General features: G+C 65.4%; 26 protein-coding genes. 6 read left to right on the forward strand and 20 right to left on the reverse strand.

Annotation, left to right across the window (positions count from 1 at the left end):
• The first annotated feature begins 2 nt into the window (after positions 1 to 2).
• Positions 3 to 878: an acetyl-CoA carboxylase, carboxyltransferase subunit beta gene (gene accD / locus ACUTR7_RS13475; RefSeq protein WP_013801012.1), complete on the forward strand. Its 876-nt coding sequence runs from the start codon at positions 3 to 5 to the stop codon at positions 876 to 878.
• A gap of 77 nt (positions 879 to 955) precedes the next feature.
• On the opposite strand, the gene ACUTR7_RS13480 is transcribed toward accD, so the two are convergent.
• Entirely contained in the window at positions 956 to 1,513 is a 558-nt protein-coding gene (locus tag ACUTR7_RS13480; protein WP_445609007.1) for a YggT family protein, read from the reverse strand.
• A 90-nt stretch (positions 1,514 to 1,603) separates the two neighbouring features.
• Between ACUTR7_RS13480 and ACUTR7_RS13485 the strand changes: the two genes are divergently transcribed.
• From ACUTR7_RS13485 to ACUTR7_RS13505, 5 genes are all read left to right on the forward strand, one after another.
• Positions 1,604 to 2,278 (forward strand): LON peptidase substrate-binding domain-containing protein, encoded by a 675-nt coding sequence (locus ACUTR7_RS13485; RefSeq protein WP_445609008.1) that lies wholly within the window; start codon positions 1,604 to 1,606, stop codon positions 2,276 to 2,278.
• A gap of 246 nt (positions 2,279 to 2,524) precedes the next feature.
• The gene (gene lysS / locus ACUTR7_RS13490; protein ID WP_013801009.1) at positions 2,525 to 4,084 is read left to right on the forward strand and encodes a lysine--tRNA ligase; all 1,560 of its coding nucleotides are present in this window, start codon (positions 2,525 to 2,527) and stop codon (positions 4,082 to 4,084) included.
• A gap of 92 nt (positions 4,085 to 4,176) precedes the next feature.
• Positions 4,177 to 5,193 (forward strand): hypothetical protein, encoded by a 1,017-nt coding sequence (locus ACUTR7_RS13495; protein ID WP_445609009.1) that lies wholly within the window; start codon positions 4,177 to 4,179, stop codon positions 5,191 to 5,193.
• 110 nt (positions 5,194 to 5,303) lie between these two features.
• Entirely contained in the window at positions 5,304 to 6,386 is a 1,083-nt protein-coding gene (locus tag ACUTR7_RS13500) for a GGDEF domain-containing response regulator (protein ID WP_012207049.1), read from the forward strand.
• Between the two features lie 108 nt (positions 6,387 to 6,494).
• Positions 6,495 to 7,163, forward strand: a complete 669-nt coding sequence (locus ACUTR7_RS13505; RefSeq protein WP_170962006.1) for a mechanosensitive ion channel family protein — start codon at positions 6,495 to 6,497, stop codon at positions 7,161 to 7,163.
• 67 nt (positions 7,164 to 7,230) lie between these two features.
• Here the strand turns inward: ACUTR7_RS13505 and purT are convergent, their stop codons facing one another.
• The 19 genes from purT to acpP form a co-directional block, all read right to left on the reverse strand.
• Positions 7,231 to 8,448, reverse strand: a complete 1,218-nt coding sequence (purT, locus tag ACUTR7_RS13510) for a formate-dependent phosphoribosylglycinamide formyltransferase (protein ID WP_197944081.1) — start codon at positions 8,446 to 8,448, stop codon at positions 7,231 to 7,233.
• 110 nt (positions 8,449 to 8,558) lie between these two features.
• The gene (locus tag ACUTR7_RS13515; RefSeq protein ID WP_445609010.1) at positions 8,559 to 9,221 is read right to left on the reverse strand and encodes an HD domain-containing protein; all 663 of its coding nucleotides are present in this window, start codon (positions 9,219 to 9,221) and stop codon (positions 8,559 to 8,561) included.
• Between the two features lie 18 nt (positions 9,222 to 9,239).
• Positions 9,240 to 9,899 (reverse strand): DUF1294 domain-containing protein, encoded by a 660-nt coding sequence (locus ACUTR7_RS13520; RefSeq protein WP_445609011.1) that lies wholly within the window; start codon positions 9,897 to 9,899, stop codon positions 9,240 to 9,242.
• 7 nt (positions 9,900 to 9,906) lie between these two features.
• A complete protein-coding gene (locus ACUTR7_RS13525; RefSeq protein ID WP_063328133.1) occupies positions 9,907 to 11,004 on the reverse strand; it encodes a 6-phosphofructokinase in 1,098 nt (365 codons plus the stop codon).
• Between the two features lie 110 nt (positions 11,005 to 11,114).
• Entirely contained in the window at positions 11,115 to 12,206 is a 1,092-nt protein-coding gene (gene nagZ, locus ACUTR7_RS13530) for a beta-N-acetylhexosaminidase (protein WP_278535110.1), read from the reverse strand.
• Positions 12,207 to 12,265: 59 nt separating this feature from the next.
• The gene (gene acpS / locus ACUTR7_RS13535) at positions 12,266 to 12,661 is read right to left on the reverse strand and encodes a holo-ACP synthase (RefSeq protein ID WP_012207056.1); all 396 of its coding nucleotides are present in this window, start codon (positions 12,659 to 12,661) and stop codon (positions 12,266 to 12,268) included.
• 20 nt (positions 12,662 to 12,681) lie between these two features.
• Entirely contained in the window at positions 12,682 to 13,455 is a 774-nt protein-coding gene (locus ACUTR7_RS13540; RefSeq protein ID WP_445609012.1) for a pyridoxine 5'-phosphate synthase, read from the reverse strand.
• Positions 13,452 to 14,222, reverse strand: coding sequence for a DNA repair protein RecO (recO, locus tag ACUTR7_RS13545; RefSeq protein WP_012207058.1), 771 nt, complete (start codon positions 14,220 to 14,222; stop codon positions 13,452 to 13,454). The genes ACUTR7_RS13540 and recO overlap by 4 nt, the downstream gene beginning before the upstream one ends.
• A 27-nt stretch (positions 14,223 to 14,249) precedes the next feature.
• Complete coding sequence (gene era / locus ACUTR7_RS13550) at positions 14,250 to 15,284, reverse strand: GTPase Era (protein WP_012207059.1); 1,035 nt, start codon at positions 15,282 to 15,284, stop codon at positions 14,250 to 14,252.
• On the reverse strand, positions 15,281 to 15,964 hold the full coding sequence (rnc, locus tag ACUTR7_RS13555; RefSeq protein ID WP_012207060.1) for a ribonuclease III: 684 nt from the start codon (positions 15,962 to 15,964) through the stop codon (positions 15,281 to 15,283). Before rnc ends, era begins: the two co-directional genes overlap by 4 nt.
• Positions 15,965 to 16,327, reverse strand: a complete 363-nt coding sequence (locus ACUTR7_RS13560; protein ID WP_012207061.1) for a DUF4845 domain-containing protein — start codon at positions 16,325 to 16,327, stop codon at positions 15,965 to 15,967.
• A gap of 80 nt (positions 16,328 to 16,407) precedes the next feature.
• Positions 16,408 to 17,385, reverse strand: a complete 978-nt coding sequence (lepB, locus tag ACUTR7_RS13565) for a signal peptidase I (protein WP_012207062.1) — start codon at positions 17,383 to 17,385, stop codon at positions 16,408 to 16,410.
• Positions 17,385 to 19,193 carry a translation elongation factor 4 gene (gene lepA, locus ACUTR7_RS13570; RefSeq protein WP_012207063.1) on the reverse strand — a complete coding sequence of 603 codons (1,809 nt, stop codon included), beginning with the start codon at positions 19,191 to 19,193 and terminating at the stop codon, positions 17,385 to 17,387. Before lepA ends, lepB begins: the two co-directional genes overlap by 1 nt.
• 428 nt (positions 19,194 to 19,621) lie before the next feature.
• Positions 19,622 to 21,094, reverse strand: a complete 1,473-nt coding sequence (locus ACUTR7_RS13575; protein WP_445609013.1) for a DegQ family serine endoprotease — start codon at positions 21,092 to 21,094, stop codon at positions 19,622 to 19,624.
• 304 nt (positions 21,095 to 21,398) lie between these two features.
• Positions 21,399 to 22,115: a sigma-E factor negative regulatory protein gene (locus ACUTR7_RS13580; RefSeq protein ID WP_013800997.1), complete on the reverse strand. Its 717-nt coding sequence runs from the start codon at positions 22,113 to 22,115 to the stop codon at positions 21,399 to 21,401.
• A gap of 77 nt (positions 22,116 to 22,192) precedes the next feature.
• The gene (gene rpoE / locus ACUTR7_RS13585; protein ID WP_043783676.1) at positions 22,193 to 22,822 is read right to left on the reverse strand and encodes an RNA polymerase sigma factor RpoE; all 630 of its coding nucleotides are present in this window, start codon (positions 22,820 to 22,822) and stop codon (positions 22,193 to 22,195) included.
• Between the two features lie 38 nt (positions 22,823 to 22,860).
• Positions 22,861 to 23,382: a hypothetical protein gene (locus tag ACUTR7_RS13590; RefSeq protein WP_445609014.1), complete on the reverse strand. Its 522-nt coding sequence runs from the start codon at positions 23,380 to 23,382 to the stop codon at positions 22,861 to 22,863.
• Positions 23,383 to 23,467: 85 nt separating this feature from the next.
• A complete protein-coding gene (gene fabF / locus ACUTR7_RS13595) occupies positions 23,468 to 24,712 on the reverse strand; it encodes a beta-ketoacyl-ACP synthase II (protein WP_013800994.1) in 1,245 nt (414 codons plus the stop codon).
• 39 nt (positions 24,713 to 24,751) lie between these two features.
• Positions 24,752 to 24,991, reverse strand: a complete 240-nt coding sequence (gene acpP / locus ACUTR7_RS13600) for an acyl carrier protein (RefSeq protein WP_003058049.1) — start codon at positions 24,989 to 24,991, stop codon at positions 24,752 to 24,754.
• Positions 24,992 to 25,133: the final 142 nt, after the last annotated feature.

The following is a 25,133-nucleotide window of genomic DNA, read 5'->3' on the forward strand; positions in this document are numbered from 1 at the left end:
CCATGTCCTGGCTTGAAAAACTCCTGCCTGCCAAAATCCAGCAAACCAACCCCACGGATCGCCACCAGCAGATCCCCGAGGGTCTGTGGATCAAGTGCCCGAGCTGCGAGACCGTGCTCTACAAGGCCGATCTGGAGAAAAACCAGAACGTCTGCCCCAGCTGCAGCCACCATCACCGCATCGGCGCCCGCGCCCGCCTGAACCATTTCCTGGATGCCGAAGGCCGCTATGAAATCGGCCAGGAAGTCATTCCCGTCGACGCCCTGAAGTTCAAGGACAGCCGCAAGTACCCCGAGCGCCTCAAGGAAGCGCTGGAGAACACCGGCGAGACCGATGCCCTGGTCGTCATGGGCGGCGCCATCAAGAGCGTCAACGTGGTCGCAGCCTGCTTCGAGTTCGAGTTCATGGGCGGCTCCATGGGCTCCGTGGTCGGCGAGCGCTTCGTGCGCGGTGTCGAGACCGCCATCGAGCAGAAGGTCCCCTTCATCTGCTTCACCGCCACGGGCGGTGCGCGCATGCAGGAAGGCCTGTTGAGCCTGATGCAGATGGCCAAGGCCAATGCAGCGCTCACGCGCCTGGCCAAGAAGGGCCTGCCCTACATCTCGGTGCTGACCGATCCCACCTTCGGTGGCGTCTCCGCCAGCTTTGCCTTCGTCGGCGATATCGTCATTGCCGAGCCCAAGACTCTGGTCGGCTTCGCCGGCCCGCGCGTGATCGAAACCACCGTGCGCGTGAAGCTGCCCGAAGGCTTCCAGCGCGCCGAGTTCCTGCAGGACAAGGGCGCCGTGGACATGATCGTGGACCGCCGCGAGCTGCGCGACCGCATCGCCGCATCGCTTGCCATGCTGCAGCGCCTGCCGGCCGACGCGGTCCAGTAAAGCCTCGCGCAGACACAAAAAAGCCGCCGCAGGTTGATGCCTGCGGCGGCTTTTTCACGTCCAGGAAACCTGGGAAATCAGGCCAGCAGCATCAGGCCCGATCCCTGGATATACCCCAGCACCATCAGCGCGATCTGCAGCAGCACCAGAGCCACCAGTGCCGACAGATCGATACCGCCGATCAGCGGAACAACACGGCGGATGGGCCGCAGCATGGGCTCGGACAGGCGCTGCAGCACGCCATACATCGGCGACTGCGGCTGCACCCACGACAAGATGGCATAGATCAGCAGCACGCCCACCATGCCCGACAGCGCCACGCGCGCCAGGCCGCACAGCGCCAGCCAGGGCAGGGCAACCACGGTGGACTGCCCACCCATCAACAGCCACAGCAGCACGAACTGCAGCATCTGCAGCAGGAAGGCGGCGATCAGGCTGGACATGTCCCAGCGCGCGGCCGGCTTGATGATGCGGCGCAGCGGCATCACGATCCAGTCGGACAGCGCAAACACCAGCTGCCCCACAGGGTTGCCGAAGGGCACGCGCTGGGCCTGCATGTACATGCGCAGCAGGCAGACGCCGGTCAACAGGCCAACGACCACGTCGAGCAAAAAGGAAACGATCTGAAAAAGCATGGCGTTGTAGGACTGCGGGAGGAAGATCGGACCACGGCCATCCGGCCTTGGCACAGCATGGGATGATAGCTGCCGCATCCCGCCCATCACATGACTGCCCCTACCGCACTGCACTCCCTGCCGCTGTTCCCCCTGGGCAGCGTCCTCTTCCCCGAAGGCCTGCTGAGCCTTCGCGTCTTTGAAGTCCGCTACCTGGACATGATCCGCAAGTGCGAGCGCACGGGCGCTCCCTTCGGCGTGGTGGCGCTGCAGGCCGGCAGCGAAGTGCGCAAGGCCGGCGCGGCCGCCGAGCAATTGCACGCCGTGGGCACGCTGGCCCGCATCGTCCAGTTGCAGCAGCCCCAGCCCGGCCTGCTGCACCTGCAGTGCGAAGGCACGCAGCGCTTTCGCATGCAGGAGCACCGCCAGCTGCCCCACGGCCTGTGGGTGGCCGATGTGCAGATGCTGCCTGCCGATGCCGCCGTACCCATCCCCAGCCACCTGCTCGCCACCGCCCAGGCCTTGGCCCAGGTGCTGATGCAGCTGCACGCGCGCTCCACAGACGCCGACCATGCCCGACTGCCCAGCGCCGAACAGATGGGCGACTGCGGCTGGGTGGCCAACCGCTGGACCGAGCTGCTGCCCATGCCGGTCTCCATCAAGCAACAACTGATGGCGCTGGACAGCCCGCTGGTGCGGCTGGAGCTCGTGGCCGATGTGCTGGAGCGCAGCGGCATAGGCCATGCCCAGGGCCCGGCACCCGGCTCCCCTTCCGCCGGGCACTGACGATTTGGCAGGACTGCGGCGTCATACCGCAGCGGCGTCCGGCACATTGGCAGCACCGCGCACCGAAAGCGCGCCAAAAAACTTAAAATCGCGGATTCAGCCCGCCAGCTGTGGGGCTTGCCGGTGGCATTTGCTGCCGCCTCTGCGCCCTCCAGCCCTTTGCGCCTGGCTTTTTTCGGCTTTTCCCGCTTTTTTTCCTCCGGCTTTTTTCCGGCCCCTCGGCGTTTTGCGCTGGCGCTCATTGTCATGACCGAACACAACACCCCATCCGCAGCGGACCAGACCGCTCCCCAGGACGAAAACCAACTCATCGCCGAGCGCCGCGAAAAACTCAAGGCCCTGCGCGAACAGGTCCGTGAACAGGGCGGCGTGGCCTTCCCCAACGACTTCAAGCCCGCCGACCGCGCCGAGGCGCTGCAGCAGGCCCATGCCGACAAGAGCGCCGAGCAGTTGGACGCCGAAGCCGTGCAGGTCAGCCTGGGCGGCCGCATGATGCTCAAGCGCGTCATGGGCAAGGCCAGCTTTGCCACCATCCAGGACGGATCGCTGGGCCCCACGCACGGCCGCATCCAGCTGTACATCACGCGCGACACCGTGGGCGAGGAGGTCTATGCGGCCTTCAAGCGCTGGGACCTGGGCGACATCCTGGGCGCCGAGGGCACGCTGATGAAGACCAAGACCGGCGAGCTGTCAGTCAAGGTGCAGACGCTGCGCCTGCTCACCAAGAGCCTGCGCCCCATGCCCGACAAGTTCCACGGCATGGCCGACCTGGAGCAGAAGGTGCGTCAGCGCTACGTGGACCTGATGATGGACGAGCAGGCCCGCCGCCGCTTCATCGCACGCAGCAAGGCCGTCTCGGGCATCCGCGAATTCATGGTGGAGCACGGCTTCCTGGAAGTGGAAACGCCCATGCTGCACCCCATTCCCGGCGGCGCCAACGCCAAGCCCTTCGTCACCCACCACAACGCCCTGGACCAGGAGATGTACCTGCGCATCGCGCCCGAGCTGTACCTCAAGCGCCTGGTGGTCGGCGGCTTCGAGCGCGTGTTCGAGATCAACCGCAACTTCCGCAACGAAGGCATCTCGGTTCGCCACAACCCCGAGTTCACCATGATGGAGTTCTACGCGGCCTACTGGAACTACCGCGACCTGATGGACTACACCGAGGCCCTGGTGCGCGACGCCGCGCAAAAGGCCGTGGGCACACTGCAGCTGACCTACGGCGGCAAGCCCGTGGACCTGTCCCAGCCCTTCCAGCGCCTGACCATTCCCGAGGCCATCGTCAAGTTCACCGAAGCCGGCGACAAGGTGGCAGACCGCGAATGGCTGACCAATGCGCTGCGCAAGCTGGGCATGACGGAAGAAAAGGACCGCCTGTCCGCCCGCACCCTGGCCAGCCTGCAGGTGCTGTACTTCGAGGAAGTGGTGGAAGAAAAGCTCTGGCAGCCCACCTTCATCATGGAGCACCCCACCGAGATCTCGCCGCTGGCACGCGCCAATGACGAGCGCCCCGAGGTCACCGAGCGCTTCGAGCTGTACATCACGGGCCGCGAATTCGGCAACGGTTTCTCCGAGCTCAACGACGCCGAGGACCAGGCCGCCCGCTTCAATGCCCAGGTCCAGGCCAAGGACGGTGGCGACGACGAAGCCATGTACTTCGACCACGACTTCGTGCGTGCCCTCGAGTACGGCATGCCCCCCACGGGCGGCTGCGGCATCGGCATCGACCGCCTGATGATGCTGCTGACCGACAGCGCCAGCATCCGCGACGTGATCCTGTTCCCCGCCCTGCGCCGCGAACAGTAAAAACCACGGCATCCAGCGCCTGCGCGCGTTGCCAACTGAAGCCGCCTGCATTCCCTTGGGAGCCAGGCGGCTTTTCCCTATACTGGCTCGCCATGCACATCCCCACCTACTGGGCGCAGGCGCGCCTGCGGCATGAAAGCCGCCCCACCCACGGCATCACCGTCCAGCGCTGGGGATGGTCCGACACCAGCCAGGAAGCCGCCCAGGCCCACGCCCAGGAGCGTGCCGCCAAGGCCCTGGAAGCCGCCCGCAATGCGGCGCTTCCAAAGGGCGAGCCTCGCATGGAATGGAAGAACGAGTACGCGCTCGACGGCTTCACCACCCCCATCCGCGAAGAAGTCCTGCAGCGCCGCGACGGCACGGTGATGACGCGCAACAGCTACGGCGCCCACTGCCTGAACACCGAGCGCGTGGCCATCGCCGATATCGACCTGCCCGAGCCGCCCAGCGCCGTGCGCTTTCCCGTCGTGACCCTGCTGTTGTTGGCTTCGGTCGCCATCTGGCTGGCCCGGCTGGCACCGCACAAGAACAATTCGCGGATGGTGGCCACGGCACTGGTCGTGCTGCTGCTGTTCCTGGCCATGCGGCGCGTGCAGCGCTGGTGGGAAGCACGCCAGGCGCGCCAGCGTGCGGCCACGGACTCGCCGGCCGCGCGCGCCATGGAGCGCGTCCAGACCTTCCAACAAAGCCACCCCGACTGGGGCCTGCGCGTCTACGAAACACCCAAGGGCCTGCGCGTCATCGTCACGCATGCCGATTTCGCATCGGACGATCCGGCCGTCGGGCGGCTGTTCGACGCCCTGCAGGTGGACCCGCTCTATGCCCTGCTGTGCGAGCGCCAGCAATGCTTTCGCGCACGTGTCTCCGGCAAGCCCTGGCGCATGGGCCTGACCGGCCTATCCACCTCGCTGCGCAGCTGGCCCGTTCCCGAAGACCGGCAGGAGGAGCGCCGCCAGTGGGCACTTGCCTATGACAGCAAAGCCCAGGGCTTTGCTGCCTGCAGGCTGCTGCAGCAACTGGGCAACCCGCGCATCTGCCCGGCTGCCGACGCCTTTGTGCAGTGGCATGACGAGGCCAGCCGCGCCCGCACGGATCTGCTGCTGGCCTAGCAAAAGCCCCGTTGCACACAATCGCACACGGACGCGACACCCGACTTACACTGGCGCCATCCCCCGCCGCGCACTGCGCGGCCCCTTGATCCATTCCTGGTTTCGCAACCATGAAGGCCATGCCCCCCGCTCCACCTCCCCTGCCCACCGACAGCGCCGACTCCCCCGCCATCGAGCCCAGCGGAGCACGCTTCGCCAAGCCGACGGACGAGTCCGCGCCCTTTTGCGTGCTGGTCGTGGAAGACCAGGCCTCGGTGCGCACCAGCCTGGTCAGCGAGCTGCTGCACGCGGGCGTGACCCGCGTGCTGGAGGCTGCCGATGGCCCCAGCGCCCTGGTCCTGTTCCGCGAGCAGCGCCCCGACCTGGTGCTGCTGGACATCCGCCTGCCCGGCGAGGATGGCTACTGGGTTGCCCGCCAGCTGCGCGAGGCCGAGCCCGGCGAGTGGACGCCCGTCATCTTCCTGTCCGGCCTGGACAATGACCTGGATGTGTGGCGCGGCATCGAGGCCGGAGGCGACGACTACCTGGTCAAGCCCGTCAAGCCCATCGTGCTCGTGGCCAAGCTGCGCGCCATGCGCCGCCTGCTGGACATGCGCAGGCGCCTGGTATCACTGTCGGCCGAACTGCACGAGGCCAACCAGAAGCTCAATGAAATGGTCGAGCTCGACCAGCTCACGGGCCTGGTCAACCGCCGAGGCTTCGACCGCATCCTGCATGCCGAGATCGCCTCGGCCCGCCGCGAAGGCCAGCCGCTGACGCTGATGCTCTGCGACCTGGACCATTTCAAGCGCTACAACGACACCTATGGCCACGTGCATGGCGATGAATGCCTGAAACAGATCGGACGCCTGCTGCGCGAGGTCTGCGTACGCCCCCGTGACGTGGCGGCGCGCTATGGCGGCGAGGAATTCGCGCTCATCCTGCCGCGCACGCCACGCTCGGGCGCCATGACGTTTGCGCGTGCCGTGGGCCAGATGCTGCGCGTGCTGCGCATACGCCACCCCGATTCGCCCCATGAATCGGGTCTCACGCTGTCGGGCGGCATCACCACCTGCATTCCCGACGAATACACCAGCGCCGAAGCCATGCTCATGCGCGCCGACCAGGCACTGTACGCGGCCAAGGCGCAGGGGCGTGACCGCTTCTTCAGCTTCGAGATGCAGATGGACACAGTGGAGCAGCGCCGCACCTGACTGCCGGGCCTTGCGCCTGCGCTTACGATCGCAGCTCAATGCCGGGCGCGCACGAGCTGCGCATCCGGGTCCCGAAAGCGGATTCCTGTTTCCTGAATGTTTGAAGTTATGCGTCGTTTTCAAGCGCACCTGCCCACCTGGATGCAGGATTGGCTGGAGTTCATCATCCCCGGTGCCCAGATCCTGCTGATCATCGGTGCGGCCTGGCTGCTCAATCGCCTGGTTCGCCGGCTGATCGCACGCGCAGGCCGGCACTACGGCCTGCCGCCGGAGCTGCTGGTGCCGCTGCGCGGCGTGTTCCGCTGGATTCTCATCGCCGCCACCGTGCCCCTGGTACTGGAGCGCCTGGGCGTCTCGGCCACCGTCCTGTGGACGGCCTTCACCGGCTTTGCCACCGTGGGCGCCGTGGCCTTCTTCGCGGCCTGGAGCGTGCTGTCCAACCTGTTCTGCGCCCTGCTCATCGTCATCGTCGGGCCCTTTCGCCTGGGTGACTACATCGAGGTGCTGGACACGGCTGAAAAGCCCGGTGCCAAGGGCCGCGTGATCGACATCAACATGCTCTACACCACCTTGCAGGACGCCCATGCGCCCGATGGCTCACCCAACCTGCTGCAGATCCCCAACTCGCTGATCTTCCAGCGCGTGGTCCGGCGCTGGAAGGGCGGCCTGGGTGCGGATGGCGAGCATGCCAGCCACGGCGAGGAGGAGCGCGCCATCCGGCTGACCACGCCGCATGATGCCCAGCCCTCGCAGCCGCCCATGCACACGACCAACTAAGCTCACCTTCCCACGAAAAAAGCCGCCGCCCGGTGCAGGGACGGCGGCTTTGTCGTTCAGCAGCGCCTCAGGGCTTGCGCGGCTTGACCTTGCTGGCAGCCAGCTTGGCGTTGGTGCGCGCCTGCTCCACATCCTGGGCGCGCGCCAGGGCCACGCCCATGCGGCGCTTGACGAAGCTCTCTGGCTTGCCGAACAGGCGCAGGTCCGTGCCCGGCACGGCCAGGGCCTCGTCCACGCCGTCGAACACCAGGCCTTCGGCATCCTGCCCGCCATAGATCACGGCGCTGGCTCCGGGGTTGCGCAGCGAGGCATCCACGGGCAGGCCCAGAATGGCGCGCGCATGCAGCTCGAACTCGCTTTGCCACTGCGTGGCCAGCGTGACCAGCCCCGTGTCGTGCGGGCGCGGCGAGACTTCGCTGAACCAGACCTGCTCGCCCTTGACGAACAGCTCCACGCCAAACAAGCCCAGGCCGCCCAGGTCATCGGTCACCGCCTTGGCGATGTCGCGCGACTTCTGCAGCGCCGCCGGGTGCATGGGATGGGGCTGCCAGCTTTCCACATAGTCACCGGACTGCTGGATGTGGCCGATCGGATCGCAGAAATGCGTCTGCACCTGGCCGTCCGCACCCTTGGCGCGCACCGTGAGCTGGGTGATTTCGTAGTCGAAGTCGATGAAGCCTTCGACGATCACACGGCCATGGCTCACCCGGCCGCCGGCCATGGCGTAGTCCCAGGCCTTGGCCACGTCGTCCGGGCCGTCCAGCTTGCTCTGGCCCTTGCCCGAGCTGCTCATCACGGGCTTGACCACGCAAGGGAAGCCGATGGCGGGCTGGCCATCCGTGCCGTCGATGGCGGCCTGCAGCTCCTGCTGCGAATCACAGAAGCGATAAGGGCTGGTGGCCAGGCCCAGCGTCTCGGCGGCCAAGCGGCGAATGCCTTCGCGGTCCATGGTCAGGCGCGCGGCGCGGGCCGTGGGGATCACGGTGACCACACCGGCCGCTTCCAGCTCTTCCAGCATCGGCGTGGCAATGGCCTCGATCTCGGGCACGACCAGGTCGGGCTTCTCGGCCTCGATCAAGGCCTTGAGCTGGGCCGGATCGCTCATGGTGATGGTGCGCGCGTGGTGGGCCACCTGCTGGCCGGGCGCATTCTCGTAGCGGTCCACGGCGATCGTCTCCACGCCCAGGCGCTGCAGCGCGATCAGCACTTCCTTGCCGAGTTCGCCGCTGCCCAGCAGCATGACTTTGGTGGCATGGGGGGAGTAAGGGGTTCCAAGGGTGGTCATCTGCGCGTCCTGTGAGCCAGGCGGAGCCTGGGCAAGATAAGAAAGAGAGGGAGGCAGGCCTGCACGGCCCGCAGCAGCCCCCGATCATAGGACGCCGACGCAGGCGCCGCCTACAAACCCAGCGCCTGCGCGAGGTTGCGCCGCGCCCGCGCCTCCAGCCGTTGCCGGAACCAGTCAGTGCAGTAGATGGCCTCGCGCTGCATGAAGCCCAGCAGCACCTCGCGGCGCTTGGCGCGGTACAGCGGCAAGGGCACCCATTCGTATTCGGCCCGCACCTGCACTTCGTATTCGGCAAACCGCAGAGGGTCGGCCGCGAGAATGCCCAGGTCGGCATCCACCAGCAGTTGGGCGTCGATTCCGGATGGCTGTGCAGCGTGGCAGGTCGCCATGATCAGGCCGTGCACGCGCCCGGCCACATCGGCAGGCAGACCCTGCTCACGCAGCACGGCGGCGGCCCAGTCGGCGCTGCGCGCCTCGTTGTCCTTGGCTTGAGTTTGGTAGATAGCGTCATGGAACCACAGCGCCAGAGCCACCTCGCCGGGGTGCTCGGCCAGGCCCAGCGCCGGTTGCAGCAGGCCCATGGCCTCGCCCAGATGCTGCAGCGTGTGGTAGTGGCGCTGGGGCTCGCTGTAGCTTTGCAGCAGTTGGGCCAGCACAGGCTGCGGAGCGCTGGCACCCAGTGCGGACCAGGCGCTCTCCCAATACGCCTGCCAGGTCTGCAGCGATGCATCGTTGGCGGAGGGCATTTGGGGCCGTGGTCCAGCATGGGTCATCGCCAGTTCCTTCAATTTTCAGAAGATGCCGGGCGCCAGCGCCCGCAGCGGCGCACCTGCCGATGACAGCAGCCATGCCAGCAGGCCGCAGTTGAGCACCACGGTGATCCAGAACACCAGTTGGAATGAAGCCTTGCTGGACTTGTGCCGCAGCAGCCCCTGCGCGAGCAGCGCGCCGGGCCAGCCGCACAGCAGTGCCAGCAGGAGCAGACGGCTTTCGCTGGTGCGCCAGCGGTCGTGCCTGGCGGCGGACTTGTCGAATCCATAGACCATGAAGGTCACAAAGCTTGCCGCCGCATACAGGCCGACCAGTGTCCAGGGCATGCGGCCGCTCCAGGCAACAGCCAGCAGCACGCAGAAGAAGGCAACGGCCAGGCCTACCGCCACCGGGCCTCGCACAGGCGGCAGAGGCCGCGAAGGCGTGCCGGCACGGCTTCGCCGCGCAGGCTGCGGGCGGCCGGTCCTTGGTTCGTCAATGAAGGCCACATCCTGCGCGCGCCATTTTCCCTGGGCGTTGCGGCTGGGCACATAGCTGACACGCTCTCCGCCCTCGGGCCTGCGGCGGCGATCGGTGAAGGACTTGATATGGACAAAGACCTGCGCGCCGCCTCCATCGGGTTCGATGAAGCCGAAGCCCTGCTCGTCCTTCCAGCCGGTGAGACGACCCTGCTGCCGCATGGCGGGCTCAGTGGCTGCCGGCTGCGGCCGGCCGCGCATCCTGCTTGCATGGCTCGCCCAGGCAAATGCCTATGTCGCGCGCCATGGTGAGCAGGCCGTGGTCCAGGGGCACGGTGCGCTGGGTGTTGGCCACGCGGGAGATTTCCACGCTGCCGATCTCGCCACCCTGCAGCGTGACCATGCGGCCGAAGCGCCCCGACAGCACCAGTTGCGCCGCATGGTGGCCGTACTGCGTGGCCAGCACGCGGTCAAAGGGCGTGGGGTCGCCGCCGCGCTGTACATGGCCGAGGACCGTGGTGCGCACCTCGCTCCTGAGGTGGGGCTGCAGGCGCTCGCGCAGCACATGGCCGACACCGCCCAGGCGGACCGGGTCGGGGCTTTGCTCGATGCGCTCGCGCACCGTGAGGCTGGCGCCGCTTTCCTTGGCGCCCTCGCCGATGCAGATGATGGTGTAGCGCTGGCGCTGCTCGCGGCCCCGGCAGAAATCGACGATGGCCTGCAGGTCGTAATCGATCTCGGGCAGCAGGATGACGTCGGCCGCACCGGCAATGCCGGCCTCCAGCGCCAGCCATCCAGCATGGCGCCCCATGGTCTCGACGATCATCACGCGGTGGTGGCTGTTGGCCGTGCTCTCGATGCGGCGCAGCGCCTCGGTGGCCGTGGCCACGGCGGTGTCGAAGCCAAAGCTGCGCTCGCAATTGGCAATGTCGTTGTCTATGGTCTTGGGCACGCCCACGCAGGTCAGCCCCACCTGTTCGGCCAGGCCATGCGCCAGGCTCATGGTGCCGTCACCGCCGATGGCCACCACCACGTCCAGGCCCAGCGCACGGACATTGCGGCCCACATGCTCCAGCGTGGCCGCATCGCGAAGGGGGTTGGCGCTGTTGCTGGTGCCCAGGATGGTGCCTCCCACATGCAGGATGCCCGAGACCTCGTCCCAGCCCAGCGGCTTGACGCCGGGCGGGTCGAGCATCAGGCCTTCGAAGCCGTCGGCAATGCCCAGCACCTCGCACTGGCCGTGGTTGATCAGGGACTTGGTGACCGCACGGATCACCGCATTCAGGCCGGGGCAGTCGCCACCTCCGGTCAGCACGCCAACGCGCATGGGAAAACTCTCCTGTGAAACACCGGCCGACGCGCCCTTTACGACACGCACATGCCTTTGCAAAGCCCGCCTTGGCCTCGGAGCGGCCAGCGGCGGCATTCTTCAATCCATCAAGGCAGCAGGTCCAGCGCCTGCAGATAGGCAGGCTGGCGCATGAGGTCGTCCCAGGGCTGGGGCACGGTCTCCGGCAGCAGGGCCACGCGGCGCGATTCGCTGTCGGCATCGGGCTGCCAGCGGCCGCTGCGCTGCGCGGCCTCCATGCCGGCCAGCAGCTCGTCCACATGCTCGCCCAGGCCCAGGCTCTGGTTGCACAGCAGCACCATGTCGCAGCCCGCCTCCAGCGCGGCCAGGGCCGCGTCGGTATAGCCGATGAGCTGGCCGTCGATGCGGCGCGCGCCCTCCATGCTCAGGTCGTCGCTGAAAATGGCGCCGTCGTAGCGCAGGCGGCTGCGCAGGATGTCCTTGAGCCACTTGGCAGAAAAACCGGCCGGGCGCTTGTCCACCTTGGGGTAGATCACATGGGCCGGCATCACGGCCGTGAGCACGCTGGACAACCAGGGATAGGGCGCAGCGTCCTCGCCCAGAATGGCGGTGAGGCTGCGGCCATCGACCGGAATGTCCACATGCGAATCGGCCTTGACGAAGCCGTGGCCGGGAAAGTGCTTGCCGCAGTTGCCCATGCCGGCCTGCAGCAGGCCGTGCATGAGGCTGCGGGCCAGCGCGGCCACCACGCGCGGGTCGCGGTGGAAGCTGCGGTCGCCGATGACGCTGCTGGCACCATAGTCAAGGTCCAGCACCGGGGTGAAGCTGAAATCCACGCCGCAGGCGCGCAGCTCGGTGCCCAGCACGTAGCCGGCCGCCGTGGCGGCATTCATGGCAGCCAGGGCACCGCTGCCTTCACGGTGCTTGCCGCCCTTGCCGTCGTCCATCCACATCTGGCCGAAGGCGCGCATGGGCGGCAGGTGCGTGAAGCCGTCAGCGCGAAAACGCTGCACGCGTCCGCCCTCATGGTCCACGCAGATCAGCAAATCGGGCTTGACCGCCTTGATATCGGCGCACAGCTGCACCAGCTGCTCGCGGCTTTCCCAGTTGCGGGCAAAGAGGATGATGCCGCCGACCAGCGGATGCGCCAGGCGCTGGCGGTCCACATCGGTGAGTGCCTTGCCGGCGATGTCGATGATGAGGGGTGCGTGCTCGGTCATGCCGGGAGTTCCTATGAATCCTGTGGAGTCAAAAAAGCCAGCGTCACGCTGGCCGGGTATCAGGCGCGGCGCTCGACCACGCAGAAGCTGGCCGCGTAGTCGCTCTCGTCGGTTACGGACAGGTGCACCTGCAGGTTGCGCGCCTCGAACCATTCCTTGAGCGCGCCGTGCAGCACGATGGCAGGCTGGCCACTGGGCAGTTTGATGACCTCGCAGCTGCGCCAGGTCATGGGCATGACCATGCCCATGCCTATGGCCTTGGAAAAGGCCTCCTTGGCGGAAAAGCGCGTGGCCACGAAGCGGATGCCGCGCTCAGGCCAGCGCGCGCGGCGGGCACGCCAGGTGGCCAGCTCGCCCTCGGCCAGCACCTTCTCGGCGAAACGGTCGCCATGGCGCTCCAGGCTGGCGCGGATGCGGCGCACGTCGCAGATGTCGGTACCGATGCCGTAGATCATGGATTCGCTCCGCGAAAGCTTCAGGCGCGCGCCGCCATGCCCTGGTCTATGCACTGCTGGTAGGCGCGCACGGTTTCGGCGTAGCCCAGCTCCAGCGCGTCGGCGATCAGCGCATGGCCGATGGAGACTTCAAGCAGGCCCGGCACGCGCGCCACGAAGGCGGCCAGGTTGTCACGGCTGAGGTCGTGGCCGGCATTGATGCCCAGCCCGGCATCCAAAGCCGCCTGGGCCGCCGCCGCATAGGCGCGCAGTTGCGCTTCCTGGTCTGCCGTGCCCCAGGCAGCTGCGTAGGGTTCGGTATACAGCTCGACCCGGTCGGCGCCCACGGCGCGCGCAGCGGCCATCTGGGCGGGCACGGGGTCCATGAACAGGCTGACGCGCACGCCCAGCTGGCGGCATTCGGCAATCAGCGGCTTCAGGCGCTCGGCGTCCTGCGGGAAGTTCCAGCCATGGTCGCTGGTGAACTGGTCCTCGCTGTCGGGCACGAAGGTGGCCTGGTGCGGGCGCGTGTCGCGGATGAAGTCCATGAGGTTCTGCGTCGGGTTGCCCTCGATGTTGAACTCCGCCTGCGGCCACTGTGTCATCAGCGCCTGCAGTTCATAGACATCCTCGCTGCGGATATGGCGCTGGTCGGGACGCGGATGGATGGTGATGCCCTGGGCACCGGCCTCCAGGCAGATGCGCGCGGCGCGCGTCACGCTGGGAATGCCCAGGTGGCGCGTGTTGCGCAGCAGCGCAACCTTGTTGACATTGACCGACAGCGCCGTGCGCTGCGAAGCGTGGGAAAGATTCATAGCGATTGCAGATCCATCATCAGCTGGCGGGTGCGCAGCATGGGACTGCCGCAATGGTATTGCAGCAGGGCCCTCAGTTGGGGCTTGAGGGCCAGCGCCTGCTCGGGTTGGGCCACCACATGCAGCGTGGCATTGAAGGCCTGCCGGGCCTGCAGCGCGCTTTCAATGGCCTGCCATTGCGCAGCGCCCAGCACGGCGCGCTCGCCCTGCAGCGCCGGGCGCAGGCCGCCTTCGGCCACCAGCGCATAGCGGCGGCCTTCGGCCAGCGGTGCCAGCGTGGCGCTTTCCTCATTCAAGGCGGGCAGATGGCCCAGTTCGCGCAGCAGCAGCAGCTCGAAGGTGCGCAGCACGGGCTCGATGGCATCGCCATGCTGGCCCGCCAGCACGCGCACCACGCCGGCATAGATGTCGAACAGCGCCGCATAGGGATCGTCTCGCGCCAGCAGGCGCATCAGCAGCTCGTTGAGGTACAGGCCCGACATCAGGGCGTCGCCCTGGGGCATGACATGGCCGCCCACCCACTCGGCGCCCTTGAGGGTATGGATCTCGGCATTGCCCTCGCCGCCCAGGCTGTAGCTCAGGCTCAGCGGCTGCAGCGGCAGCAGCACGGGGCGAAAGTTCGAGGTCGGGCGCTTGACGCCCTTGGCCGCCAGCGCCACGCGGCCCCGGTGCCGCGTGAAAACCTCGAGGATCAGGCTGGACTCGCTCCAGTCATAGCTGTGCAGTACATAGGCCGGCTCATCCGAGACACGCTTGGCGCTAGCCATGGACAGAGGGCCTTGCGGGGAGGTTTCTCACTCGTAGCCGAAGGAGCGCACGCGGGCCTCGTCGTCGGCCCAGCCGGAGCGCACCTTGACCCAGACTTCGAGGAAGACCTTGGCATCCATGAGCTTTTCCAGCTCCTGGCGGGCCTCGGTGCTGATGCGCTTGAGGCGCTCGCCCTTCTCTCCGATGATCATGGCCTTGTGTCCGTCGCGCTCGACCACGATGGTGGCCGCCACGCGGATGAAGCGCTTGTGCTGCTTGCTGGCCTCTTCCTCGAACTTGTCGATGACCACCGTGGAGGTGTAGGGCAGCTCGTCGCCCGTGAAGCGGAACAGCTTCTCGCGCACGGTTTCCGAGGCGAGGAACTTCTCGCTGCGGTCGGTCAGCTCGTCGGGCGCATACATCCAGTCCTGCTCGGGCAGGTACTTCTCGCAGATGCCGAACAGGCGCTCGATGTCGCCCTTGCTCTTGGCCGACATGGGCACGAACTCGGCAAACGGATGGCGCTCCTGCATGCTCTTGAGCCAGGGGGCGATCTCGGCACGGCGGCCCACGGTATCGAGCTTGTTGGCGATCAGCAGCGTGGGAATGCCGGGCTTGAACAGCGACAGCACCTTGGCATCGGCCAGCGTGAACTGGCCGGCTTCCACGACGAACAGGATCAGGTCCACGTCGCCGATGGCGCCCATCACGGTCTTGTTGAGCGACTTGTTCAGCGCCGTGCTGTGCTTGGTCTGGAAACCCGGTGTATCGACGAAGATGAACTGCGTCGCGGCGCGCGAGCGAATGCCCGTGATGCGGTGGCGCGTGGTCTGCGCCTTGCGCGAGGTGATGCTGATCTTCTGGCCCACCAGCGCATTCATCAGCGTGGACTTGCCCACATTGGGCTTGCCGACGATGGCGATCAGGCCGCAACGCTGCGGGCCTGTCGGCACCTCGGGCGCCTGGGCTTCATCAGGGGCGGATGCCGTGCGTGCTGCGCCGGCGCCGGGCTTGGCCGCAGCCAGCAGGGCATCGAGTTCGGCGGCGGTCTGTGCCGGCGCCGGAGGTTTGTCTTGGTTCATGCGTGTCTTGCTTTCAATAGTTCCAGCATGGCTGTGGCAGCCGTCTGCTCTGCGGCTCTGCGCGAGGCACCCGTTCCCCGGGCCTGCAATTGCAGCTCGGCAATCGCGCAGGCCACTTCAAAGGTCTGGCGGTGGGCGGCTCCCGTGGTGGCGACCACCTCATACTGCGGCAGCTTCATGCGCCGTCCCTGCAGCCATTCCTGCAGGGCCGTCTTCGCATCCTTTTCGGCTGCGCGCATGTGGGGGTTGATGTCCACGCCCTCGAAAAGATGGTGTACCACCTTCTCGCCCGCCGCGTAGCCGGCATCCAGATAGACCGCGCCGATCAGGGCCTCGACCGCATCGGCCAGGATGGAGGGGCGTTGCTTGCCGCCCGACTTGGATTCACCCTCGCCCAGGCGCAGCAGATCAGGCAACTGCAGCCTCAGCGCGATCTGGTGCAGCGTGCCTTCCTTGACCAGGTTGGCGCGCACGCGGGACAGATCGCCCTCGGGCATGGAACTGAGCCGCTGGTAGAGCAGGCTGGAAATGGCAAGGTTCAGCACCGAGTCACCGAGGAATTCCAGGCGCTCGTTGTTGTCTGCCGAGAAGCTGCGGTGCGTGACGGCACGCTGCAGCAATGCAGGCTCGGCAAATTGATGCTGCAGCCTCAGCTGCAGCGCATTCAGTAAGGGAGGCACCTATTGGGTCTGCTTCTTAAAACGGTAAGTCAGGTAGGCGGGGCCCACGAGATGGATCTCGCGCGAATATTCGAACCCCACCACCACACGGTCATTGATCTTGGTCACTTCGAGATCGCCACCCTTGACGGACGTGAAGTCATCGATGGCAGCGGAACGCTCGAAGCTGGCTTTCACCTCGGCCACGGAATTGCCCTCGCGGGCCGCCTTGTTGGCGGCCTTGACGATGGCCTGGTATTCCAGGAAGACAGGCACGGATTGTGCGCCTACGGCCACCACGCCCACGCCCAGGGCAATCACAAACACCAGTCCCAGAAAGGACAGGCCGCGCTGGCGCGAACGCCGGTTGTTCGATGTCAACATGCTTTTTCCTCCTCCGGTGTGAATCCCTCGCGCATGCCCGGGCCACTGCGGTCCTCATGCATGCATGTGATGTGATGTGATCAATGGAAGCTGCCGATGCGCTTGAAATCCCCGAAGTTCATCCAGACAAAGAAAGCCCGGCCCACGATGTTCTTGTCGGGCACAAAGCCCCAGTAGCGGGAATCCAGCGAGTTGTCGCGGTTGTCGCCCATCATGAAGTACTGGCCTTCCGGCACCTTGCAGGTGATGCCTTCGACGCTGTAGCGGCAGTTCTCGCGGAACTCGAAGCCGCTGGCGCCCTGGATGAAGGCCGGCACGTCCTGGTTCACGATCATGCGGTGCGGCTTATCGCCCAGCGACTCCTCGTACTGCTTGAAGTAGCGCATCGCATCCTTGTCGAAGAAGTCGGGCAGTGCATTGACCGGGACTTCCTTGCCATTGATCGTCAGCCGCTTGTTCAGGTAGGCGATCTCGTCGCCCGGCAGGCCCACCACCCGCTTGATGTAGTCCAGGCTGGGCTGGGGCGGGTAGCGGAACACCACCACATCGCCACGCTGCAGCGGCGTTCCCTGCGTGATCTTGGTGTTGATCACCGGCAGGCGCACGCCATAGGTGAACTTGTTCACCAGGATAAGGTCGCCCACGAGCAGCGTGGGGATCATGGAGCCAGACGGGATCTTGAACGGCTCGAACAGGAACGAGCGCAGCACGAAGACGATTGCGATCACCGGGAACAGGCCTGCCGTCCAGTCCAGCCACCAGGGCTGCATGAGGATGCGGCCCTTGGCCTCTTCCGACACCTCGATGTCGGTCTTGGCGATGCCCATGCGGTCGAGTTCTGCGCGGCGTGCCACGGCAGCCTCCTCGATGGCTACGGCAGCGCGGCGGCGGCGCGGCAGGAAGTACAGCCGCTCGGCCACCCAGTACAGGCCCGTGACCACGGTGGCCAGGAACAGCAGCAGCGCGAAGTTGCCCTCGATGAAACCTGTGTACCAGGCACCGATATAGCCCACGAAGGCCGCGAGTACGACGGCCGTAATCCATTGCATGGCTTGCATCAATCCTCCACTTGCAGGATGGCCAGGAAGGCCTCCTGGGGCACTTCCACCGATCCGATCTGCTTCATGCGCTTCTTGCCGGCCTTTTGCTTTTCCAGCAGCTTGCGCTTGCGGGTGATGTCACCGCCGTAGCACTTGGCCAGCACGTTCTTGCGCATGGCCTTGACGGTTTCCCGCGCAATGATGTTGGCACCGATGGCGGCCTGGATGGCCACATCGAACATCTGGCGGCTGATGATCTCGCGCATCTTGGCCACCACGGCCCGGCCGCGGTACGTGGCCTGGGAGCGGTGCACGATGATGGACAGCGCATCGACCTTCTCGCCGTTGAGCAGGATGTCCACCTTGACCACATCGGAGGCGCGGTACTCCTTGAACTCATAGTCCATGGAGGCGTAGCCGCGCGAGACCGACTTGAGCTTGTCGAAGAAGTCCAGCACGATTTCGCCCAGCGGCATCTCATAGGTGAGCATCACCTGGCGGCCGTGGTACTGCATGTTGATCTGCACGCCGCGCTTCTGGTTGGCCAGCGTCATCACCGGGCCCACATAGTCCTGGGGCATGTACAGGTGGACGGTGACGATGGGCTCGCGCACCTCCTCGATACGGCCGGCATCGGGCATCTTGGACGGATTCTCGACCTGGATGACCTCGCCATCGCCCTTGACCACTTCGTAGACCACGCTGGGCGCGGTGGTGATCAGGTCCTGGTCGAATTCGCGCTCTAGGCGCTCCTGCACGATTTCCATGTGCAGCAGGCCCAGGAAGCCGCAGCGAAAGCCGAAGCCCAGCGCCTGCGAGACTTCAGGCTCGAACTGCAGGGACGAATCGTTGAGCTGCAGCTTCTCCAGCGCATCGCGCAGCTGGTCGTACTCGCTGGCTTCGGTGGGGTACAGACCCGCGAACACCTGGGGCTTGATTTCCTTGAAGCCAGGCAGGGCCTCGGTGGCAGGACCCAGATTGTTGGGAAGCTTCTTTTCCAGCGTGATGGTGTCGCCCACCTTGGCTGCCTTGAGCTCCTTGATGCCGGCAATGATGTAGCCCACCTCGCCGGCGCGCAGCACGTCGCGGGGCACGTCGGCCGGTGTGAACACGCCCAGGTTGTTGGCTTCATAGGCAGCGCCCGAGGCCATCATCTTGAAGCGCTCGCCACGCTTGAGTTCACCATCGACCACGCGCACCAGCATCACGACGCCGACATAGGTGTCGAACCAGCTGTCGATGATCATGGCGCGCAGCTGGCCATTGGGATCGCCCTTTGGCGGCGGCACCTTGGCGACCACCGCCTCCAGGATCTCCTCGATGCCCATGCCGGTCTTGGCCGAGCAGGGAATGGCGTCGCTGGCATCGATGCCGATGACATCCTCGATCTCGGCCCTGGCATTTTCGGGATCGGCCTGGGGCAGATCCATCTTGTTGAGAACAGCCGTCACTTCCACGCCGAGTTCCAGCGCGGTGTAGCAGTTGGCCACGGTCTGCGCCTCGACACCCTGCGAGGCATCCACCACCAGCAGCGCTCCCTCGCAGGCCGACAGCGAACGCGAGACTTCATACGAGAAGTCCACGTGGCCGGGCGTGTCGATGAGGTTGAGGTTGTAGACCTGGCCATCCTTGGCCTTGTACTGCAGGGCTGCGGTCTGCGCCTTGATGGTGATGCCGCGCTCTTTCTCGATATCCATCGAGTCCAGCACCTGGGCTTCCATGTCACGGTCAGCCAAGCCTCCGCAACGCTGGATGAGGCGGTCAGCCAGCGTCGACTTGCCATGGTCGATGTGCGCAATGATGGAAAAATTTCTGATGTGGTTCATCAACGGGAAGGACTGCTAGTGAAAGTGGAAAACGACAGGGCCGGCGCGCAAGAAAAAAGGGCGCGTCCATGAACGACGCGCCCCGAACCAACAATCTCTGGCAACTGCGATAGTTGGGACTTTATTGTAGGCAAAACGGGCTGAAAACCAAGCCCTGACAAGGCCTGCAAAGGTCCGGGCTTGATCTGTCACAATTATTTATCAACAGTTTATCAACAGAACCGCCGAGCCATTTCTCGCCCGTCGATCACCGGATAGTGCGGTGCTTTTGCACCGCAACAATCCCCTTTGAAAACAGGTTTCTGACGCCTTGAGCCGTCACGCTTTGGTGGGGCATTTTACCCAATGCCCCAAGGGGCATGGGCGGCTCCGGGTCAGGATTCCGAGGGTATTCCCCAGGATCCGGAAAACCGCCCTCCCCTGCGGCCTCAGCGCGTCGGACGGATCAGCACGTACTGTGCCCATTCCCCACGGCGCACCAGCAGGTTCACCGGCTTGCTCTTGTCCACCTTGGCCAGCGTGGCCTCGAAGCTCTTGAGCCCCGTGATCTCGACATTGGCCAGCTGCAGGATGACGTCACCTTCGCGCAGGCCCGCACGTGCCGCAGCCTCGACGGCCGCCGTCACGCGCACGCCGCCCTTGATGCCCAGCTCCTTCTTCTGGGCATCCGTGAGCTCGGCCAGCGTCAGGCCCAGCGGCTGGGAAACCAGGGTGCTGCCCTTGCCGGTGGCCTTGGCCTGCGGAGCCGCGCCGTCGGGCTCGACCTCCGCGATCACCATGGTCAGATCCTTGGCTGCGCCGCGACGGAACACGGTGATGGTGCTGCGTGTGCCGGGCTTGGTATTGCCCACCAGACGCGGCAGGTCGGCCACCTTGTCGATGGCCTTGCCGTCGAACTTGATGATCACGTCACCAGCCTCGACGCCCGCCTTGGCAGCGGGCGAATCCAGCTCGACGGCCGAAACCAGTGCTCCCTGCGCCTTGCCCAGGCCAATGGATTCGGCAATGTCCTTGGTGACCGGACCGATCTGCACGCCAATGCGGCCTCGCGTGACCTTGCCGGTGGCGCGCAGCTGGTCGCTGACACGCACGGCCTCATCGATCGGAATCGCGAAGCTGATGCCCATGAAGCCGCCGGAGCGCGAATAGATCTGGCTGTTGATGCCCACGACCTCGCCGCGCATGTTCAGCAACGGGCCGCCCGAGTTGCCGGGGTTGATGGCCACATCGGTCTGGATGAAGGGCAGATAGTCGCCCGTGTCGCGCTGCTTGGCACTGACAATGCCCGCCGTGACGGAGTTGTCGAGGCCGAAGGGCGAGCCGATGGCCATCACCCACTCGCCGACCTTGAGGCGGTTCACATCGCCGATCTTCACGGCCGGCAGCCCTGTGGCGTCGATCTTGACCACGGCCACGTCGGTGCGCTTGTCGCTGCCCACGATCTTGGCCTTGAACTCGCGCTTGTCGGTCAGCGTGACGATCACCTCGTCAGCGCCTTCGACCACGTGGGCATTGGTCATCACAAAGCCATCGGCCGTCAGGATGAAGCCGGAGCCCACGCCGCGCGGCTGCTCCTCGTCAGGCTGTGAACGCGGTTGGGGACGTTGGCGCGGCACATTGGGCACGGGCAGGCCGAAGCGGCGGAAGAATTCGAGCATGTCCTCGTCCATGCCCAGCGCCTCGGCAGAGTTGGCCGACACCTTCTCCAGCGTGCGGATGTTGACCACGGAAGGGCCGACCTGCTCGACCAGATCGGTGAAGTCCGGCAGCCCCCGCACCACGGCGCCACTTTGCGCATGGGCGGCACTCACCGGCACCAGCATTCCTGCGCTGCCTGCAGCCAGCGCCAGAACGCCGGCCAGTGTGCAGGACTGCAGCGTCTTCCATCGAACAGTGGTCATGGTCATCCTTTCCATCTCAATCATTACGTTGCCCCGACGCCATCGCGCCCAGGCGGTTTGTTCGGACACATGGCAGCCGACTTGCTTTCGGACGAACGTCACATTCTGGCGTAGTCCTGGCGAGCATCGGCCAGACGATGGCTCAGAAGCCTGAAAGACGCGGTTAGTTCCCGAATCGGCAGCATGCATGGGGCACAAGCCGCCGTGCATGGAGCACAAATGACTGCACCCGCGTCCATTTCAATGCCGAAAGGCTGGACGCGGGTGCAAAAGAAGGCAGGAGAGCAATGCTCTCCTGTGAGATTCAGCGCTGGTTGGCGCGCGGTGCTGATGCGAAGTTGGCGTTGCGCAGGAAGCTGGCAGGCATCTGCAACGTGGCCGGGCCACTGTATTGCGGATGGGAGGCCAGCAGCGCATCCAGGCGCGGATCACGCAGCATCACGCTCTGCCCGTAGGGTCCGGCCACCGCCACGACCGAGGAAGACTGGGCCGTATCGCCAAGCGGGAAGTCCTGGGCATTGCCAGCCACCGCAACCGGCGCCGACGGAGCACCCGTCTCAAGGGCCGCCAGGGCGCGGCCCGGCGCCGCGCCGGGACCGGCAGGCGCGCCCAGCATCACGCTCCAGCCAATGGCAGCCACGGCCGCCACGGAGGCAAAGCCCGCCGCCATCTTCCAGCGGAATACCGAGGCATTGGCCGCATCGCGCAGCGGCGCTCCATTGATCACAGCCCGGTCCTGCGCCGGATGCGCAATTTGCGCCAGCTCTTCAGTGGCCACGGAAACCAGCGGACGGCGAGGCTCGTTGGCCAGTTGGGCGCGGATTCCGGAGAGCACATCGTGCCGGCTGTGATGCGCCAATTCCGGGGAACGCAGCACATCGCCCACGAGGTGGTACATGCGCCACTCCTGCTGGCCTGCGTCGCTTTCCGCATAGGCCAGCACGGCCTGCAACTCTGCGGCAGAGAGTTCACCATCAGCCAATGCCGACAATTGTTCGCGCTTCGTCAGATCGTCATTCATGATCAATCACCTGCTTGTCTGCTTTGAGACCCTGTACCCAAAAAATGCACCACCCGGCGGCCACAACCCCGTCACGCCTACCAACGCTTGCCCGACTGGCGCTCCAGCAAAGGCTTGACCCTGGCTGAAATCGCTTCCCGTGCGCGAAAAATCCGTGAGCGCACGGTGCCGATGGGGCAACCCATGGCGTTCGAGATTTCCTCGTAGCTCAGGCCTTCGATTTCCCGCAACGTGACAGCCTGCCGGAGATCCTCGGGCAAAGCCTCCATGGCGGCGTTGACTGCCTGGGCAATTTCCTGGGCTGCCAGGATCGTTTCGGGCGTTTCTTCGGTGGTTAGTTCCTGGCTGACCCGGGAAGTTTCATCATCGTCATCCCCGTTGTGTAACGCGCTTTCGGTGATCAGCGGCGAGCGCTTCATGTCCAGCAGCGCCTTCTTGGCAGTATTCACGGCAATGCGGTACAGCCAGGTATAGAACTGGGCATCACCCCTAAACTGGTGCAGGGCACGATAGGCGCGGATGAAGGTTTCCTGCGCAATGTCCGGCACCAGGTCCACGTCGCGCACCATGCGGCCGATGAGGCGCTCGATGCGGCGCTGGTACTTGATGACCAGTAGCTCGAAGGCCCGCATGTCTCCTGCGTTGGTGCGCTCGACCAGAGCCAGGTCGCTATCGGCAGAAGAAGGCGGGAATTCGGGAGGCGTCATGAAATCGGTGAAGACGGGCCGCGGCGGCCCTGGCGCAGTCATTGCGCCCGTTCTGTAGGTCTGGCCGGGGAATATACAGCACGCCGCAAATCACCCCAGGTTTCCGGACTCTGCCTGCACAACAGGAGCAGCCAGCGGGAGCTGCGCCAACGCAAGGGCCCCGCCGGCACCATGGAAACCAGGGGACGGACCTGCACCCACAACCACGATCCACCATCGGCTCGCACCTGCAGCAGCACCGGCTGCGCAGCCTGGCCTGGGTCCGCCTCGCCGATCGACCACTGCACGCCATCCCAGGCGATGAAACCTTTACCCAGGCTGTGCCATCCATGCCACATGCCTGCAGCAGCAACCAGGCAAACCGCAACGGCCACGGCTGCAGGCCACCACCCTGACTGGAGATTCAAGGCCCATGCCAGCAAAAGCATGGCGGCCAGCAGCCAAAGCGCACAAAGACACACTGCCACGGTGCGCGATGGCTTCAACGGATGGCGAACTGCGGGCGGCGCATGGCGAGACGGCATGCCTGCAGTGTCGCAAAACCGCAGCATGACCGACATTTATCCTGCTTTCACCTGGCACATGCGCGAAATAAAAAAGCCCGCTCCCTTGCGGGGCGGGCTTTTCATGTGCGTTGCGCAGGCCTCAGATCCGCTTGAACACCAGCGTTCCGTTGGTGCCTCCGAAGCCGAAGTTGTTCTTCACCGCCACCTCGATCGTCGCGTCCCGCGCCGTATTGGCGCAGTAGTCGAGATCGCACTCCGGGTCCTGGTTGTCCAGGTTGATGGTCGGAGGAATCTTTTGCTCGTGCAGTGCCAGCACGGTGAAGACGCTCTCGATGCCACCAGCACCGCCCAGCAGGTGGCCTGTCATGGACTTGGTCGAACTGACAACGATTTTCTTGGCGTGATCGCCCAGAGCCGCCTTGATGGCGTTGGTCTCGTTGAGGTCGCCCAGCGGCGTGGAAGTGCCGTGCGCGTTCAGATAGTCGATCTGGTCGGCATTGATGCCGGCATTTCGCAAAGCTGCCAGCATGGCGCGGCGCGGGCCGTCCATGTTGGGTGCCGTCATGTGGCCGGCATCGGCACTCATGCCGTAGCCGCACAGTTCGGCGTAGATCTTGGCACCGCGGGCCTTGGCATGCTCGTACTCTTCCAGCACCAGCACGCCCGCGCCTTCGCCCAGCACGAAGCCGTCGCGGTCCTTGTCCCAGGGGCGCGAAGCGGCCTTGGGATCATCATTGCGCGTGGACAGGGCGCGCATGGCGGCAAAGCCGCCGACGCCCAGGGGGGAGACCGTGGCTTCCGTGCCACCAGCCACCACCACATCGGCATCGCCGTATTCGATCATGCGTCCTGCCTCGCCTATGCAGTGCAGCCCGGTCGTACAGGCAGTCACCACGGCAAGATTCGGCCCCTTGAAGCCGAAGCGCATGGACACATGGCCAGCCACCATGTTGATGATGGAGGCAGGCACGAAGAACGGCGTGATGCGGCGCGGTCCGCGCGCAGCCAGTTCCGCGTGGGTGTTCTCGATCAGCGGCAAGCCGCCGATGCCCGAACCGATCACACAGCCGATGCGCGTGGCCAAATCATCCGACAAGGCCTCGCCCGTGGGCAGACCTGAGTCCTGCACGGCTTGCGCCGCAGCAGCGATGCCGTAATGGATGAAGGTGTCCATGGAGCGCGCATCCTTGGCGCTCATGTACGACTCCACATCGAATCCCTTGACCTCGCCCGCAATCTTGCAGGCAAAGTTCGAGGCATCGAACTTGGTGATGAGGTCAATGCCGGACTGGCCGGCCAAAAGATTGGCCCAGGCGTCGCCCACCGTGTTACCCACGGGGGAGATGCAACCCAGGCCGGTCACGACAACGCGACGACGGCTCATGCGTAAAACCTTCTGCTGATCGCTCGGGTCAGGGCCCTATCAGGCCTTCTGGTGGGTGTTGGCGTAGTCGATGGCGTTTTGCACCGTCGTGATCTTTTCCGCGTCTTCGTCGGGGATCTCGATGCCGAATTCATCTTCCAGGGCCATCACCAGCTCCACCGTGTCCAGGGAGTCAGCACCCAGATCAGCCACGAAGGCCTTTTCGTTGGTGACTTGAGACTCTTCAACGCCGAGTTGTTCGGCAATGATTTTTTTGACACGTGCTTCGATATCGCTCATGGTTTCCCTCTGGGGGTTGTGAATGAACCCGCGATTCTAGCTGCTTCGGGCCTCAGGCCCTCTTCAGCCGGCCGTCGCGAGGAAACGGCCTCTTCTGTTGCAAGCAACGCCGGCTTCTGGCAGGGGTCTGCCCGCAGCCGCC

Source organism: Delftia sp. NA_296.1 (assembly GCF_052692095.1).

Coding starts and splice junctions, on each gene's coding strand:
- accD (WP_013801012.1), top strand. CDS start 3: ATGTCCTGGCTTGAAAAACTCCTGCCTGCCAAAATCCAGCAAACCAAC.
- ACUTR7_RS13480 (WP_445609007.1), bottom strand. CDS start 1,513: ATGCTTTTTCAGATCGTTTCCTTTTTGCTCGACGTGGTCGTTGGCCTG.
- ACUTR7_RS13485 (WP_445609008.1), top strand. CDS start 1,604: ATGACTGCCCCTACCGCACTGCACTCCCTGCCGCTGTTCCCCCTGGGC.
- lysS (WP_013801009.1), top strand. CDS start 2,525: ATGACCGAACACAACACCCCATCCGCAGCGGACCAGACCGCTCCCCAG.
- ACUTR7_RS13495 (WP_445609009.1), top strand. CDS start 4,177: ATGCACATCCCCACCTACTGGGCGCAGGCGCGCCTGCGGCATGAAAGC.
- ACUTR7_RS13500 (WP_012207049.1), top strand. CDS start 5,304: ATGAAGGCCATGCCCCCCGCTCCACCTCCCCTGCCCACCGACAGCGCC.
- ACUTR7_RS13505 (WP_170962006.1), top strand. CDS start 6,495: ATGCGTCGTTTTCAAGCGCACCTGCCCACCTGGATGCAGGATTGGCTG.
- purT (WP_197944081.1), bottom strand. CDS start 8,448: ATGACCACCCTTGGAACCCCTTACTCCCCCCATGCCACCAAAGTCATG.
- ACUTR7_RS13515 (WP_445609010.1), bottom strand. CDS start 9,221: ATGACCCATGCTGGACCACGGCCCCAAATGCCCTCCGCCAACGATGCA.
- ACUTR7_RS13520 (WP_445609011.1), bottom strand. CDS start 9,899: ATGCGGCAGCAGGGTCGTCTCACCGGCTGGAAGGACGAGCAGGGCTTC.
- ACUTR7_RS13525 (WP_063328133.1), bottom strand. CDS start 11,004: ATGCGCGTTGGCGTGCTGACCGGAGGTGGCGACTGCCCCGGCCTGAAT.
- nagZ (WP_278535110.1), bottom strand. CDS start 12,206: ATGACCGAGCACGCACCCCTCATCATCGACATCGCCGGCAAGGCACTC.
- acpS (WP_012207056.1), bottom strand. CDS start 12,661: ATGATCTACGGCATCGGTACCGACATCTGCGACGTGCGCCGCATCCGC.
- ACUTR7_RS13540 (WP_445609012.1), bottom strand. CDS start 13,455: ATGAATCTTTCCCACGCTTCGCAGCGCACGGCGCTGTCGGTCAATGTC.
- recO (WP_012207058.1), bottom strand. CDS start 14,222: ATGGCTAGCGCCAAGCGTGTCTCGGATGAGCCGGCCTATGTACTGCAC.
- era (WP_012207059.1), bottom strand. CDS start 15,284: ATGAACCAAGACAAACCTCCGGCGCCGGCACAGACCGCCGCCGAACTC.
- ACUTR7_RS13560 (WP_012207061.1), bottom strand. CDS start 16,327: ATGTTGACATCGAACAACCGGCGTTCGCGCCAGCGCGGCCTGTCCTTT.
- lepB (WP_012207062.1), bottom strand. CDS start 17,385: ATGCAAGCCATGCAATGGATTACGGCCGTCGTACTCGCGGCCTTCGTG.
- lepA (WP_012207063.1), bottom strand. CDS start 19,193: ATGAACCACATCAGAAATTTTTCCATCATTGCGCACATCGACCATGGC.
- ACUTR7_RS13575 (WP_445609013.1), bottom strand. CDS start 21,094: ATGACCACTGTTCGATGGAAGACGCTGCAGTCCTGCACACTGGCCGGC.
- ACUTR7_RS13580 (WP_013800997.1), bottom strand. CDS start 22,115: ATGAATGACGATCTGACGAAGCGCGAACAATTGTCGGCATTGGCTGAT.
- rpoE (WP_043783676.1), bottom strand. CDS start 22,822: ATGACGCCTCCCGAATTCCCGCCTTCTTCTGCCGATAGCGACCTGGCT.
- ACUTR7_RS13590 (WP_445609014.1), bottom strand. CDS start 23,382: ATGTCGGTCATGCTGCGGTTTTGCGACACTGCAGGCATGCCGTCTCGC.
- fabF (WP_013800994.1), bottom strand. CDS start 24,712: ATGAGCCGTCGTCGCGTTGTCGTGACCGGCCTGGGTTGCATCTCCCCC.
- acpP (WP_003058049.1), bottom strand. CDS start 24,991: ATGAGCGATATCGAAGCACGTGTCAAAAAAATCATTGCCGAACAACTC.